The following is a 14965-nucleotide window of genomic DNA, read 5'->3' as shown; positions in this document are numbered from 1 at the left end:
GGAGATGAGCGGCCGTTCGGACCCGGATGCGCTGTTGGCGGTGCGAGACGAGGTGGTCCACCTTCCGGTTGTGGAGCTCGTGACGGAGGGATCGCCGCGGGCTTCCGGCGAGAACGAGGAACACGTGCGCGCCCTGGCCGCCGCCGAGGACGAGCTGCCGCCGATCATCGTGCACCGCGCCACCATGCGGGTCATCGACGGAGCACACCGCGTACGCGCGGCGAAACTGCGGGACGAGCAGTACATCAACGCTCGCTTCTTCGACGGCAGTGGCGAGGACGCGTTCGTGATCGCGGTCCGGGCGAACGTGGGACACGGCCTGCCGCTGTCCCTCAAGGACCGCGTCACCGCGGCCGAGCGCATCGTGACGACGCACTCCCAGTGGTCGGACCGGATGATCGCGTCGGCCGCCGGCATCTCCGCCCGGACCGTCGCGGAGATGCGCAGACGGATCACCGACGACGAGCCCTCTGGCGTCCGCATCGGGCAGGACGGCCGTACTCGGCCCGTCGACGGCGCGCGGCGCCGCACGCTCGCCCAGGATCTCCTCACGGAGAACCCCGATCTCTCGCTGCGTCAGGTCGCCCGGGCGGCCGGAATCTCACCGGAGACCGTACGTGCCGTACGGAACCGGCTGCTCTACGGCCGACCACAGGCGTCGACGCCCGAACACAGAGCACCCCGGCCCCAGCCACGGCCGCCCGTGGTCGATCAGGAGGCGATTCTGCGGCGGCTCACGGCGGATCCCGCCCTCCGGCAAACCGAGTCCGGACGCGCACTGCTGCGGATCCTGAACGCGCAAGCCATGACCGCCGAGGAATGGCAGAGGATTCTCGACCAAGTGCCGACTCATTGTGCCGCGCTGGTGGAGGAGGTGGCACGCGACTCCGCGCGCATGTGGGCGGACCTGGCCGAGCGAATTTCCGCACAATTTTCTGGTGAATGACTGAACCAGTTGTCCAGACGCGGATAACCGGCGGTTGGACACCCCGTCGGGACTACCGGCCAGAGGATTCCCTTCGTTACCATCGAATTGTTCCGAGATTCCGGCCGATTGCCCGACGAATGGGCTCTCATTTCTATTTCCAATGCCGCGCGAACGGAATTCATGATGTCGGCTGACTGCCTGCACACAATTTTCTCCGAACGTGCCCGGTCCGCTCCGGACCGGATCGCTCTGTCCGCGCCCGAGGGGCCCGTGTCGTACGGCGAACTCGACGCACGCAGCGACCGTCTCGCAGCGCGGCTCGTCGGGCTCGGGGTGCGGCCGGGAGTCCTGGTTGGCCTAAGCGCTCGACGCAGCGCCGAGGCCGTGGTCGCGATGCTGGGCATCCTGAAGGCCGGCGGGGCATACGTTGCGATCGATCCGGACTACCCCACCCCGCGGTTCGACTACCTGCTCGCCGACAGCGCGGTGCCGATCGTCGTTACCGCGAAGGACACTTTGGGGCCGCTGAGCGGACGTCACCCCGCCCTCGTCTGGGTGGACACGGAAGGAAACCCGGCCGTGCCCGGTGCTCCGCCCGCACGCACCGGGCCGCGGTCGGAGCCGTCCGGAAACGACCTGGCTTACGTCATCTACACCAGTGGTTCCACCGGCGAGCCGAAAGGCGTGATGGTGGAGCACCGGAACGTGGTGCGGCTGTTCGAGAGCACCCAGCCCTGGTTCCGGTTCGACGAGAACGACACATGGTCGCTGTTCCACTCCATCAGTTTCGACTTCTCCGTGTGGGAGATCTGGGGAGCCCTGCTGCACGGCGGCCGGCTCGTGCTGCTGCCCGAGACCGTGTCCCGGTCGCCGGAGCACATGGTCGCGCTGCTGCGCCGAGAGCGGGTGACCGTGCTGAACCAGACACCCTCCGCCTTCCACCAGTTGCTCACCGTGCTCTTCGACGAGTCCGACCAGGCGACCACGTCGGGTCTCGCCCTGCGGTTGGTCATCTTCGGCGGCGAGCGGCTGGACCCCCGGATGCTCGCCCCATGGGTCGAGCGGCACGGCGACCGGACGCCCGAACTGGTCAACATGTACGGCATCACGGAGACCACCGTGCACTGCACCTACCGACCCGTCAGGGCGGCGGACGTCACCCAGGGCGACGGGGTCAGCCCGATCGGCGTACCCCTGCCCGACCTGCGGGTGTACGTGCTCGACGAGCAGGGCCAGCCGCAACCCGACGGCGTTCCGGGGGAGATGTACGTCGCCGGTGCCGGACTCGCCCGCGGTTACCTCAACCGGCCGGAGCTCACCGCCTCCCGGTTCGTGCCATCGCCGCCACCACTGGGAGAGGAAAGGCTGTACCGCTCCGGAGACCGAGCGATGCGGCAACCTGACGGCGAACTCGTCTACCTGGGCCGGATGGACGACCAGCTGAAGATCCGTGGGTATCGGATCGAGCCCGGCGAGATCGAGGAATGCCTCGCTCGTATACCGGACGTGGCGAGGGCCGTCGCTGCGTCACGTGAGTTCGGGGACGGCGATGTGCGGCTCGTTGCCTATCTGCTGCCCGTACGGCCCATCGACCGCCAGGGGCAGGAGGCGTACCGGCTCGCCGAGGCGGCGGAGCGGCACGCGCGCCGCGAACTGCCCAGACATCTGCGGCCGTTTCGCTACGTGATCGTCCCGGAGTTCCCCATGACTCTTCAAGGAAAGGTGAACCGTGATGCGCTCGGGAAATGAGCTCGCCGTGGGAAAGGGGCCGGCGTCATGACCGTTTCGTCCGAGGTACCCGCGACCGAAGTACGCGAGTCGGTGAAGGGGGTCGTCGCCCAGGTGCTGGAGCGCGGCGGCGTCGACCCCGCCGTCGACCTCTTCGACCAGGGCGTGACGTCGCTGGCCTTCATCCGGATCGTCGCGCAACTCAACGAGCAGTACGGCATCAAGCTCGATGTCGCGGAACTGGAGGAAGCCAGCATCGACTCACTGGCCGCACTTGTCGACGCCGAGACCGGCGCTAAGGACCACGACGCAGAAAAGGGTGCACGATGAGCAACGCGGTGCAGCAGAGCTTCACACCGACCCCCGAAGAGGTCGCCAGGTTCCACGAACTGGGCTACCTGGGCCCGTTCAAGGTGTACGAAGAGGACGAGATGCGGCGGCTGTGGCGGCGCGAGCGGCTGCGGCTGATGGACCGCAGTGACGCGGTCTATGACGAGGGCGACGCCCAGGCGGGCAACACCAACATCGCGAACTACGACCGCCACCTGGACTCGACCTTCCTGGCCGATCACATCTGCCGACCGGAGATCGTCGACCGCGTGGCTGCGGTGCTCGGACCGGATGTTCTGTGCTGGCGCTCGGAGTTCTTCCCGAAGTACCCCGGGGACGAGGGCACCGACTGGCACCAGGCCGACACCTTCGCGTTCGCCTCGGGCAGGCCGCAGATCCTCTGGCCCGAGGAGCAGAAAGACTTCGGCGGCACGATCACCGTCTGGACGGCGTTCACGGAGGCAGCCGAGGACACTGGCTGTCTCCAGTTCATCCCGGGCAGCCAGCGCACGATGCATTACGACGAGTCGAAAGGGATGCACTACCAGCCGAACAAGATCAACCAGCAGGCCAAGAGCGGTGTCACCCGCGGCTTCTACGGCTACGACTACCGCCAGTTGCAGAAGGACCCGGACTGGCGTCCGCCCGAGGAGCGCGCCGTGTCCATGGTTATGCGCCCCGGTGAGGCGGTGCTGTTCTGGTCCACCATGATGCACGCGTCCAAGCCGCACAGTGCCCAGGACAAAGAGATGCGGCTGGGCTTCGCCGGACGGTACGTGCCGACCTCGGTGCACGTGTATCCCGACACCGAAGAGGTCGACGAGTACGGCGGCCGGGTGAGTTTGAGCGAGTACGGCGCGGTCCTCGTCGCGGGTACCGACAGGTACACGCACAACCGGAAGGTCACACGGACGACAAAGGGCCACGTGTTCCCCAAGAGGTGACGCGCCCGGCCCCGTGGAACAGCCCGAGACGGAACGCGAGAAGGAGGCCGCATGCTAGGGCCGGAAACACGGTCGGCTGTCGCCCGCCTCGCTGCGGCCGTGCAGTCGGTGAGACCGCTGGTAGAGGGAATCGCCGCGCCCGTGCGGGTCGTCGCCGTCGTTCGCGGCAGGGACGTCGGGGCCGGGGACCGGCCGCCTGGCCAGTGGCGCGCCCTGCGCGCACTGCTGGACCGGGTGGCCCGTCGCGCGGAGGTCCGCGGACTGGTCCTGTCCAGAGAGGACCGCCTCGACGACCTCCATGTCTTCGAACGCGTGATCAGCGAGCGGCTGGCTCTTGGAGAATTGCTGGACTCCGTGGGCGTGGTGCCGGTCGACCGTCTGGGCGAGGTCGACGCCCTGGTGTCCGAGTCCCTGGCGGAGGGTTTCGATAGCTTCTCGCGGAGGGACACGGTCGTCTCGGCCGACGGCGCACCACTGAACGCGTATGCGGCGGGCGAAGGCGAGGAGACGGTGATTCTGGTGCCCGCCTGCGGCATGCCGGCCGCGCTGGCGGAGTCCTGGATGCGGTTCTTCGCCCGCGACCGCCGGGTGCTGACCTGGGAGAGCCGGGGTCTCTTCGGTGCTTCGGGCCACGAGGTGGAACCGGCGACGCACATCGGCGCACAGGCCGACGACCTGTTCGCGGTGATGGACCATCACGGAGTGCGGGACGCCCATATGATCGGCCTGTGCGGCGGCGCGGCGATCGCCTTGGTGGCCACGGCCGCAGAGCCGTCGAGAGTGCGCTCGCTCAGTTTGTGGCACGGTGCCTACGGGTTCGGCGAGGATTATCCGAAGACCAGCCACCAGCACGGACTGATCGAGCTCATGACCGCGGCGGCCCGCAGCCGAACCGCGGCGGAGGCAGTGCACGCGGCCTTCTGCCGGGCGATGCTCACCAGCACACCCGCCGACGTGGCGCATCTCGTGCTGTACCCGTACTCCAGTGCGGAACTGCTGTACCGGTACTGCCGGCTCAACCTCGGCATCACGGGCACCGACGTGGAGCCCTACCTCGGCAGGGTGGGCCTTCCGACGCTGGTGGTGACCAGCAGGGACGACGACATCGCCCATCCGGAGGGTTCGCAGCGGGTGGCTGCCGGCCTGCCCCGAGGGCAGTTGAGGGTTGAGCCGCACGGCGACCACATCTCATTGTTCAGCGCGGACGCAGCACTCCTGCGCGTAGCGGAGGAGTTCATGACGAGGCATCGGGTTCCGGCTCCCTGAACGGGCGCGGCCCCGTTGCCGGACGCGCGCGTGTCCCGTCAGCGGGGCACGCGTCTGAGCGGCAGGTAGGGACGAACCTCGGCCGCGCACGGCATGGCCCAGGGCGCGGAACAATGTGAGTGGAGAGGGCAATGACACGAGCCAGTTTGATCGGGGTGTTCGAGACCGGTTACGGGAAACTCGGGGCCGACGTGAAGGAGTTGGCCCAGCGGGCCGCGCTGGGTGCCGTCAAGGACGCCGGTCTGGAGCCTCACGACATAGCACTCGTGGTGCTGTCGAACTCCATGGCAGGGACGCTCTCCGGCCAGGACATGGTCCGCGCACAGGTGTGGCTGCGCGGAGCGGGGTTCGGCAACACCCCCATGCTTAACGTCGAGAACGCTTGCGCGGGAGGTTCCTCCGCCGTATATAACGCGATGCTGGCGGTGCGGGCCGGAGTAGCGCCGGTCCTTGTGGTGGCGGTGGAGAAGATGTTCACGGGCAGCCGTGAGGTGACCATCGAGGCGCTCGAACGTGGTCTGCCCGCAGACCTCCGAGGGGCGTACGCCGCCCGCTTCGACGGCATCGCGCCCTCCCTGCTGACGGGTTTCAACGCGTTGTGGGCGCGGCGGATGCTCGATGACGGCCGGGCCACCTTGGAACAGATCGCGGCCGCGGCCGCCAAGGCACGTCTGCACGCGAGTCTGAACCCCGTGGCGCAGCATCGGGCCCGCCTCACAATCGAGGAGGTGATGAACGCTCCTCCCGTCGTGGATCCGCTGACGCGCCCGATGTGCTCGTCCTTCACCGACGGCGCCTGTGGCGTCGTACTAGCGCCTGACGACGGCCGGTCTCCCGTGTTGCGGGGAGCGGTGGTCGTCTCCGGTGACGGCACGGTGGAGTGGCACGACCGGACCGCCGCCCTCGCGTCGCGTCTGTGGGAGACGGCGGGTATCGGAGCCGGAGACGTGGACGTGATCGAGGTGCACGACGTCACCGCCGCCGAGGAGATCTGGACGCTCGAGGCCATCGGACTGTTCGCCGAGGGGGAAGCCGGCGCGGCCACCGCTGCGGGCGACACTTCTGTCGGCGGCCGTGCACCACTGGTGAATCCCAGCGGTGGCCTGATCGCCCGGGGCCATCCGGTGGGCGCGACTGGGCTCGCCCAGATTGTCGAGATCACCCACCATCTGCGCGGCACGGCAGGCCAGCGGCAGCAGGGAGATCCGCGCATCGGGGTCACCTTCAACTGTGGGGGCATCACAGACGGCGACGCGTCTGTCATGGTCGCCACTGCGATCGAGGCCAGGTAGTGCTGCGCCTCGGCCTCGTGCTGCCCATGCTGCCGCAGGACGGCGGGCTGCACCACGACATCCCCGGACTGGCCCGTTGGGCCGAGGGCCTCGGGGTGACATCCCTGTGGGCGACAGACCATGTCCTTTGGCACTCGCCCGTCTACGAGTGCCTGACCGCTGTGACGCTCGCGGCCGCGGCCACCGAGCGCTGTCGCATCGGCACATGTGTACTGCAACTGCCACTTCGCCGGCCCGCGGAAGTCGCCCGGACCGCCTCAACCATCCAGCACGTCAGCGACGGTCGCCTGATCCTCGGCGTGGGCGCGGGGATCCACGAGGGCGAGTTCGCCGCTGTCGGCGTTCCGTATCACGACCGCGGCGCCCGGCTCGACGCCGACATCGCGGAGCTCCGTCGCCTGTGGGCGGGCACGGAGGACCGGTACGGGCATCAGCGCATTATCGCGCCACCGGTGTGGATCGGGGGCGCGAGTCGGCGCGCCGCCCGTCGTGTCGCTCAACTCGGTGACGGCTGGATTCCGTTGTTCGTGTCGCCGGACGGGCTCGCCGAACGGTTCTCCACGCTCGATGCGATGCTCAAGGCGCGTGGCCGCAGGCCCGAGGACGTCGAACGGGCCGTCGCCCTGTGGGTACGCGTGACGTACAGCGTCGCGGAGGAGCGCGAGGCCGCCGTCTGGCTCGGACGACTCTACGGGCTTCCGGACGCGGTGGTCGCCCGCCACCTGATCGTCGGCTCGCCGGAGCGATGTCTCGAGCGGATGGCCGAATACGTACGTGCGGGAGCATCCGAAGTCGTCGTCTCACCCGCTGCGGACGACCCCACAGCCACCCTGGGCGCACTGTTCGCGGCCTTGGGCAGCGCGGGACTATATACCCCCGCGCACGCCTGACGGCTCGGGGCCTCGTCCGGGACCGCGCTCAGCGACGCCGGTCCCGGACGGACGCGTCCATGCCCATGCCCGAGAGCAGCCAGCCGAGTCCCCGGTGGAAGTCCTGTTCGGCCTCCTGGTCGTGCGGCTGCCGTCCGGGCGCTGTCCAACGACCTTCCAGCGACGCGGAGCCGAACAGGAACCGAAGGACGGCGGAGAGTGCGGTCGGCCGCAGTGCGTCGGGCAAGGGGGAACGCGCGAGGACGGCTTGAACGTGCTCGGAGAATCGCAGACCGTGCGGGCCAGGATGGGGGAACCGGCCGTAACAATGCAGCGCCCAAGGGCGGGCGATCATGGCACGCCGCCAGGCCAAGGCCAGCGCGTGCAGGTCGTCCTGCCAGTCGCGTCCGGCGTCGGCAGGATCTGGTAACTCCATTCGCCCCGTCACGGCGTCCAGGGCGAGCTCGAGCAGGTCGTCCTTCGTGTCTACGTACCAGTACAACGACATCGCGGTGACCTCAAGCTCGCTGGCCAGACGGCGCATCGAGAATCGTGCTTCACCCTCGGCGTCCAGGAGCCGGACTGCGGCGGTGACGATCCGTTCACGGTCCAGGTGCTTCACTCCCGGAGCAGCCCCGCGGCGCCGGCGGCTTGGGGCCCGTCCGAGCCAGACACTCTCCGGCGACCGTGGGGTCTGTCCGGCAGTCAAGTCCTCGGCCTTTACCAACGTGACCCGCTCCTTTGCCTGCTCAAGGCCATGAAGCGGAAGAATCCCCCCGGTCGCAGCCGTGATGACACATATTTGTGTTACTTCAGGCATCAATGTTATCGTCTCGAAGTGCCGCAGGACGCGCAGCTCACCTTCGCCGACCGTGTCGGACACTTCTATGCACGTCGGTTCGGGTTTCCGCCGATGGCTGGACGCCTGCTGGGCTACCTGCTTGTCTGTGATTCCCCGCAGCAGTCGATCGACGAGCTCAGTGATTCACTACTGGCGAGCCGGAGTGCCGTCACCGGTGCGGTCAAGCTGCTGGAGAGTTTCGGGATGGCGCGACGGACGCGCATGGCCGGTGAGCGGGCCGACCGAATCCGGTTGTGTCCTGTGGACGATCAACCGCAGCACTTCGACTCCGCCGTCCACAAGGAACACGCGGCGTTGTTCCGGGAAGGGCTGGCCTTGTTGGACGACGTCCCGCCGGAGCGCATGGTGCCTCTTCAAGAGAAGATCGCATTGGCCGAGTTCTTTGCCGAGCGGCTGCCCGGGCTCCTGGACGAATGGCGCGTTCGGCGCGATGAACTTCGCACGGAAGCTTGTCCGACGACACCTACGACACCAATCGAATAGGCGATGGACACGCTGTGATCCGACGAGGAGGTCGGCTCGGTAACTCGAGCCGGTCTCCTGAAGGTTGGGTGCGCCTGGGTGTTGCTGCGCGTGGGCCGATGTGTCGCCCACGGAGCTGCCCCGTCCCCGCTTCCTCGGTGCCCCAATGTGACAGCGCGTGACCATCGTTCCGTCAAGGAGATATCAACGTAGAGCTACGGGGGAACTGTGGTCAGTTGTTTCGAAGTTGACACTCTGGACGCGCACAGCGGCTTTGACGACACGAACGCCGTCGGGAGGGGCCTGGAGTATTTCTGCGCGCAGATTTTCGGACACCTCTTGCGCGTGGACCAGAGGCGCTGGGCCCATGCCTACATGGCGGCCCTGCTGGCAACGCCCGGAAAGAAGTCGATCAGCCGTCTCGCCCGGGCCATCTCGGCCTCTCCGGCCGCCGCGCAGTCACTGCGGCAGTTCGTCAACGTCAGCCCGTGGCACTGGCGGCCGGCTCTCCATGAACTCGCTTCCTGGGCCGAGGATCATCGCTCTGTCAGGGCGTGGTCGATCGGCCGTGCATTCTTGCCTAAACGCGGGGAACGATCGGTCGGCGTTCACCGCCACTACGATCCGCTGTCCGATCGGACCCTGAACTGCCAACTCGGCTACGGCGCGTTCCTGTGTGTCGGAAGCGCCCACATACCCGTGGCCTGGGAACTGTCGCTGCCCGGTCCGTGGAACGGGAACATGCAGTTGCGTCGACGCACCCGCGTTCCTGACACCGAACGGTACCGGCCCATGTGGGCACACGCCCTCGGCTTGGTGGAATCCCTGGCGGCGCACACATGTTCCGTCCGGCCCGTCGTCGCCGACCTGAGTGACGAAAGGGCCCTCGGTCCGCTGATCCGTGGATTGGATCAGCGCGGGTATGCCTTCGTCATCGGGGTCCCGTCGGACCTTCCGCTGATCCTCGGTGAATGCCCGGGGGCCGGTACGTTGGCGCCCGCCGCGCAGCATCTGGTCTCGTCTGGTTCGGCGCTGGAGACCGTCCGGCCCGGCACTCGTGGGGCCGAAAACCGAACCGCGCCAGTCCTGTCCGTACCGGTCCGCCTGCCCGCGCTACCCTCCGTCGGACCTGCCATGGACCTCTACCGACTTTTCGGTCAGACGGTTGCCGGCGGGTTCCCTGATCGGATCTGGATCACCAACTTCCCTCATCGAAGCTTCCGCGAAGCTGTCGGGCTGACGGAGTTGGCGGCCGGCCCCGCCACCGCCGTGAGCGCGATGGCGCGATGGTTCGGGCTATTTGACTTCGAAGGGCGTTCGTTCCCTGGCTGGCACCATCACATGACACTGGTGTCCGCCGCCTACGCTTACGGACGCCTCGGGAACGCGTGAAAGGCTCGTCCGGTCGTAGACGCCGACGCCATAGCTGCTGTTCAGCCATAGGTTGTTCGTCACAGCGGCGCGTTTTCCTCGCACCGTGGCCGAAACGGCTGCCGCCTCATGCTGATCCACATCGTGACGGTCCGATAGGGCCGCGTATGGACATGTGAAAGTCGCGTTCGGCGATTCGATACCGCTTGCCCGGCTTGGTGCCGCTGGGTTTGACTGGCACCGAATCACCGGAGACATTGCGTCAAGTCGGCCGCAGTTGGCCGAAAAGACGCACCCGCAGGTGAAGTAAAGAGCGTGCGGAACCCGTCCGATGGAGGTGGCCGGCGGCAGTCGGGCGAACCCTCGACTTCGCAGGATCCACCGGTACATGGAGGTGCTCGTGGGCGCTACGCGTAACGCACAATTACCAAGAACACTACCGTCGAACAAGCCATCAGTTTCCGGACCGTTGAAGAGACGTTTAGTCTCGGAAGCCGCGCAGCGAACCGACGTTATGACCACGCGTATGGGGCTTCAGATACCGGCAGGCTTGAACTTCGAGTCGTGGGAGCGAGCCGGCCGTCAACTGGCAGGACTGGTCGATTCCTCCGCGTGGTGGCTTGGTGACTGGCTGGTATATGGAAAGGACAACTACGGGGATCGCTACGAAATGGGGATTCGGGCCGCGGGGCTCAAGTACCAGACGCTGCGCAACTACGCCTGGGTCTCCCGTCGGTTCGACGTGACGAGACGGCGCGCCACGCTGAGCTTTCAGCATCACGCGGAGGTCGCCTCGCTCCCCGTGCCGGAGCAGGAGCACTGGCTCGACACGGCGGAGCAGATGAAGTGGACCACCAAGCAGCTGCGCAACGCGATCCAGAACTCGCGTGAGGACGCGGCAGGCAGGACCGACCGGACCGTTCGTCGGCTTGAGGTGCCTGACAATCGTTTCCGGGAGTGGCGCAAGGCGGCCGAACGGCTTGGCACCGATCTCGACGAATGGGTGCTGACGACGCTCGACCATGCGGCCGAGCGGACTCTTGAGCTGCAGGAAGCCTTGGCCGACGCGCCGGAGGGCGGGGCTTGAACCGGGCCTCACCATGGTCGGCTGAGGGGTTCCGCAGCCGACCACGGTGAGGACCGATGGCGCTAGGGGAGTAGGCCCATCAAGCGAGCGGTCTCACGATGGCGGCTGCAACCGCTCTGCGCGAACGCCTGCTGTACCCGACCGCGGACCTCGGGGTCCTGCTCCTGACTGAGCTTGAACATGCCCTCGGCCCGTCGCACATCGACCCGGAAGGCGCCCACACCGGGAAGGATCTTCCGGAAGTAGTCGACGGATTCGGCCATGTCCCAGCCGGCACCGAAGAAGCCCTCGAAGGCATGGACCGTGGATTTCACCACGTCCAGGGTGTCCTCGGATCCATCGATCTTCTCCACGATGCCGTGCACATGGACGGCTGTGAAGTTCCAGGTCGGTGCTGCCGGGGTGGTGCGGTACACCGTGGGAGAGACATAGGCGTGCGGTCCATTGAATATCAGCAGGACCGGATCGCCGTTCCGCAGTGCCGACCAGTGTGGATTGTTTGCGTTCATGTGGCCGAGAAGGCGAGTGCCCGCGAGATCCGAGGTCCATTCGCCTGTCCACTGGGGATCGCGGATGACTGGAAGATGTGTGGCCGATGGACCGTGGCCAGATTCACCGTTGGTCGTCAGCAACGCCAACGGATTGTGGTCTATCAGATCCACCATCCATGATCCGTCCGGTTCTCGATATGGACGAGGAACGAACATGTCGTGGTCCTTTCGATGAAATCCGCTCGGACGGCGGAGTATCCGTCGAGGCCGTGTCCCGTCGCCAGGACACGCATCCTTCAACTCCCCTGATTTAGCGCGTGACTTCACTCTGGCGGTGAGGCGGGGTACGGGGTGTAAAGTCCGGTCTGATTCCAAGTCGATTCTCGGATACTCGCCGTGCTGTCCGAATGAGCGAGAAGAGGTGCCTGGATTGGACTCGTATTTCGAGGCTGTGCGGTCCGGCGATGCGATAACCGGAAGCATGTTAGCGGGGCTTGCCCTTATTCTCGCCGTCGCATTCGTCTTCGCCCGCGTTGCCGGACGACTTCGCCAACCGGCGGTGATGGGCGAGATCGTCGCCGGCATCGCTCTCGGGCCGAGCCTGCTGGGACTCCTGCCGGGCCATCTCACCGACCAGCTGTTCCCGGCGGACACCCGGCCGCTCCTGCAGGGGTTCGCCCAACTCGGGCTGGTGCTCTTCATGTTCGGCGTCGGCTACGAGCTCGACCTGTTCCGGCTGCGCGGGGCGGGCCGCCAGGTCGTCGTCGTCTCTCTCAGCTCGGTCACGCTGCCGTTCGTGCTCGGCGCCGGACTGGCTCTGCTGCTCTACTCCTGGTACGACAAGTCGCAGCTCAAGACCGACGGTGCGCTTGCGCCTGCGCTCTTTCTCGGAGCCGCGATGGCCATCACCGCGTTCCCGGTGCTGGCCCGGATCATCACAGAGCGGGGGCTGCAACGCACCCGGATCGGCTCTATGGCGGTCACCTGCGCGGCCATCGAGGACTTCCTGGCCTGGTGCGTGCTGGCTGTCATCGTCGTCATCGCCACCGCCGGGGGAACCTGGCCCCTGGTGCGGATGCTGCTCGAATCAGGAGCCTTCGTGCTGGCCCTGCTCTATGTCGTGCGACCTGGGCTGCGTCGGCTGCTGGCCGCGCGAGGACGGTGGTCGGCCGGCGGTCCCGTGATCCACGCCGTGCTCGTTACCGGCCTCCTGCTGTCGGCCTGGGCCACCAACGAGATCGGGCTGCACGCTGTCTTTGGCGGCTTCGCCTTCGGGGCCGTGGTGCCGCGTGAGGAGATCGACGCCCGAGCACCGGAGGTCGCCGAACGGATCGAGCAGACGAGTCTCTTCCTGCTGCCCGTGTTCTTCACGGTCACCGGGCTCTCGGTGAATCTGGGCGGGCTGGGCGGCCACGGCCTCGTGATGGTCGTGGCCGTGATCCTGGTCGCGTGTCTGGGCAAGTTCGCCGGAGCAGCCACCTCGGCCCGTCTGTCCGGTGCCACCGGGCGGGAGGCGGTCACGCTCGGTGTCCTGCTCAATGCGCGTGGCCTCACGGAACTGGTCATCCTCAACGTGGGTCTCGGACTGGGTGTGCTGGACGACAGGGTGTTCACCGCGATGGTCATCATGGCCCTGGTCACCACCGTCATGACCGGACCGCTGCTGCAGTATCTGAAACCTCATCAGGAGGACGGGGCGATACCCGTACTCCAGGAAAGTGTCGAGAAGGGCGTGTGACGGGCACCGCCTTTGGACTCCATGCCGAACCCGTGGAACTGACCGGCCGAAGAACGCTGCCCACCGCGGCAGCGCTGGGTGAAGGGAATTTCTGTGGCTGCTGGTTCGCCTGATGAGCTGTACGACGTGATCGGCGTCGGGTTCGGCCCGTCCAATCTGTCGCTGGCTGTCGCCCTCGAAGAGCACAACACCCACAACCCGGGTGAACAGGTCACGGGCTTCTTCTTCGAGCGCCAGGAATCCTTCGGATGGCACCGCAACATGCTGCTGCCGTCCGCGACGATGCAGATCCCGTTCCTCAAGGACATCGCCACCTTTCGCAATCCGGCCTCGCGCTACAGCTTCGTGTCGTATCTGCACGCTTCGGACCGGTTGGCGCGCTTCGTCAACACCCAGACGTTCTTTCCCACCCGGCAGGAGTTTCACCAGTATCTGGAGTGGACCGCCGCGCACTTCACCGACCGGGTCGCATACGGCTCGGAGGTTCTTCGAATACGACTGCCCGTTGGGGCTACCGAACCCGGCGCGCCGGCCCACCTGGAGGTGGAGGTCCGCCAGCGGGAGAGCGGCGACATCCAGACGATCTGCGCGCGAAACGTGGTGATCTCTACGGGGCTCGTCCCGCGGATGCCGGAGGGCGTGCGGCGGGAGGACCGGGTGTGGCACAGCTCGGAGTTTCTGTCTCGGTTCCGCCGGACGGACCCAGCGAGCCTCAAGTCAGTCGCCGTCGTGGGCGCGGGTCAGAGCGCGGCCGAGATCACCCGGTTTCTGTACGACGCGCTGCCCGACGCGCAGGTGCACGCCATTGTCCCGTCGTACGGGTACTCCCTGGCCGACGACACCCCCTTCGCCAACCAGGTGTTCGACCCGGGTGCGGTGGACGACTACTACTTCGGCACGGACCGGATGCGCCAGGCGTTCTGGGACTACCACAGGAACACCAACTACTCGGTTGCCGACGACGAGGTCATCAGGGACCTGTACCGCCGCTCGTACGCAGAGGATGTCCAGGGCGCCAGGCGGCTGCACTTCCTGAATCTCACTCGGGTCACCGAGGTCGTGCACGACGGTGACGAGCGGCGTGTCCTGCTGCTCGACAGCGACTTGCAGGAAATCACCGTCGACATCTGCGTGTTCGCCACGGGCTACCACAACATGGAGCCGACACCTCTGCTCGGCGAGCTCGACCGGTACTGCAAGCGCGACCAGTCCGGCCGGCACCAAGTCGAGCGAGATTACCGCCTGGTGGCCGATCCCGCGCTTACCTGCGGGATTTATCTGCAGGGCGGCACCGAGCACACGCACGGACTGACGTCCTCCCTGCTGTCCAACATCGCCATACGCAGCGGCGAGATAGCAGAATCAGTCATCAGCCATCGGCGAGTGGAACACGAACTCGCGCGAGCCCTTCCTGTCGAACCCGTGGGAAAGGCGGTCTGGGCCCAGGTCGTGGTGGGCGAGCCCGATGAGCGTGCGGTAGCGGTCGCCGACCGGGCAGAGGAGACAGCGATGTCCCAACCGGCTCAGGAACCTCAGGAGCCCGAGGCCCCGCATCTCGACTTCCGGGGGCAGGCGCGGGGCTGTGCCGATATGCGAC

At 66.9% G+C, this 14965-nt stretch carries 14 protein-coding genes; 12 read left to right on the top strand and 2 right to left on the bottom strand.

The features are described 5' to 3' along the window. The first annotated feature begins 4 nt into the window (after positions 1-4). The 7 genes from ACNFOC_RS06105 to ACNFOC_RS06075 all read left to right on the top strand — a co-directional run bounded on the left by ACNFOC_RS06105 (position 5) and on the right by ACNFOC_RS06075 (position 7378). On the top strand, positions 5-946 hold the full coding sequence (locus ACNFOC_RS06105) for a ParB N-terminal domain-containing protein (protein ID WP_416957391.1): 942 nt from the start codon (positions 5-7) through the stop codon (positions 944-946). Positions 947-1054: 108 nt separating this feature from the next. Further along, complete coding sequence (locus tag ACNFOC_RS06100; RefSeq protein ID WP_416957389.1) at positions 1055-2677, top strand: amino acid adenylation domain-containing protein; 1623 nt, start codon at positions 1055-1057, stop codon at positions 2675-2677. Between the two features lie 27 nt (positions 2678-2704). Continuing rightward, positions 2705-2986: an acyl carrier protein gene (locus ACNFOC_RS06095; protein WP_416957387.1), complete on the top strand. Its 282-nt coding sequence runs from the start codon at positions 2705-2707 to the stop codon at positions 2984-2986. After that, positions 2983-3930, top strand: a complete 948-nt coding sequence (locus ACNFOC_RS06090) for a chlorinating enzyme (protein ID WP_416957385.1) — start codon at positions 2983-2985, stop codon at positions 3928-3930. Before ACNFOC_RS06095 ends, ACNFOC_RS06090 begins: the two co-directional genes overlap by 4 nt. Before the next feature lie 108 nt (positions 3931-4038). Beyond that, a complete protein-coding gene (locus ACNFOC_RS06085) occupies positions 4039-5196 on the top strand; it encodes an alpha/beta fold hydrolase (protein WP_416957383.1) in 1158 nt (385 codons plus the stop codon). A 131-nt stretch (positions 5197-5327) separates the two neighbouring features. Continuing rightward, complete coding sequence (locus tag ACNFOC_RS06080) at positions 5328-6488, top strand: thiolase family protein (RefSeq protein WP_416957380.1); 1161 nt, start codon at positions 5328-5330, stop codon at positions 6486-6488. Beyond that, positions 6488-7378, top strand: coding sequence for an LLM class flavin-dependent oxidoreductase (locus ACNFOC_RS06075; protein WP_416957378.1), 891 nt, complete (start codon positions 6488-6490; stop codon positions 7376-7378). The genes ACNFOC_RS06080 and ACNFOC_RS06075 overlap by 1 nt, the downstream gene beginning before the upstream one ends. 28 nt (positions 7379-7406) lie before the next feature. Here ACNFOC_RS06075 and ACNFOC_RS06070 read toward each other — a convergent pair whose 3' ends face one another. Next, positions 7407-7979, bottom strand: a complete 573-nt coding sequence (locus ACNFOC_RS06070) for a TetR/AcrR family transcriptional regulator (RefSeq protein ID WP_416957376.1) — start codon at positions 7977-7979, stop codon at positions 7407-7409. Positions 7980-8195: 216 nt separating this feature from the next. On the opposite strand from ACNFOC_RS06070, the gene ACNFOC_RS06065 reads away from it, so the two are divergent. From ACNFOC_RS06065 to ACNFOC_RS06055, 3 genes are all read left to right on the top strand, one after another. After that, positions 8196-8702, top strand: coding sequence for a GbsR/MarR family transcriptional regulator (locus tag ACNFOC_RS06065; RefSeq protein WP_416957374.1), 507 nt, complete (start codon positions 8196-8198; stop codon positions 8700-8702). 234 nt (positions 8703-8936) lie between these two features. Continuing rightward, positions 8937-10073: an IS701 family transposase gene (locus ACNFOC_RS06060; protein ID WP_521984687.1), complete on the top strand. Its 1137-nt coding sequence runs from the start codon at positions 8937-8939 to the stop codon at positions 10071-10073. Positions 10074-10578: 505 nt separating this feature from the next. Further along, complete coding sequence (locus ACNFOC_RS06055) at positions 10579-11139, top strand: LmbU family transcriptional regulator (RefSeq protein WP_416957370.1); 561 nt, start codon at positions 10579-10581, stop codon at positions 11137-11139. Between the two features lie 62 nt (positions 11140-11201). Here ACNFOC_RS06055 and ACNFOC_RS06050 read toward each other — a convergent pair whose 3' ends face one another. Beyond that, a complete protein-coding gene (locus ACNFOC_RS06050) occupies positions 11202-11846 on the bottom strand; it encodes an FMN-binding negative transcriptional regulator (protein WP_416957368.1) in 645 nt (214 codons plus the stop codon). A 265-nt stretch (positions 11847-12111) separates the two neighbouring features. Between ACNFOC_RS06050 and ACNFOC_RS06045 the strand changes: the two genes are divergently transcribed. After that, complete coding sequence (locus ACNFOC_RS06045) at positions 12112-13368, top strand: cation:proton antiporter (protein WP_416957366.1); 1257 nt, start codon at positions 12112-12114, stop codon at positions 13366-13368. 93 nt (positions 13369-13461) lie between these two features. Next, positions 13462-14965 (top strand): lysine N(6)-hydroxylase/L-ornithine N(5)-oxygenase family protein (locus ACNFOC_RS06040; RefSeq protein ID WP_416957364.1); only part of this gene is annotated, 1504 nt, incomplete at its 3' end.

This window comes from Streptomyces colwelliae (genome assembly GCF_048158785.1).
Lineage (GTDB): Bacteria > Actinomycetota > Actinomycetes > Streptomycetales > Streptomycetaceae > Streptomyces.
The sequence above is the reverse complement of the archived record's forward strand: the minus strand, read 5'-3'. Positions and strand labels throughout refer to the sequence as shown.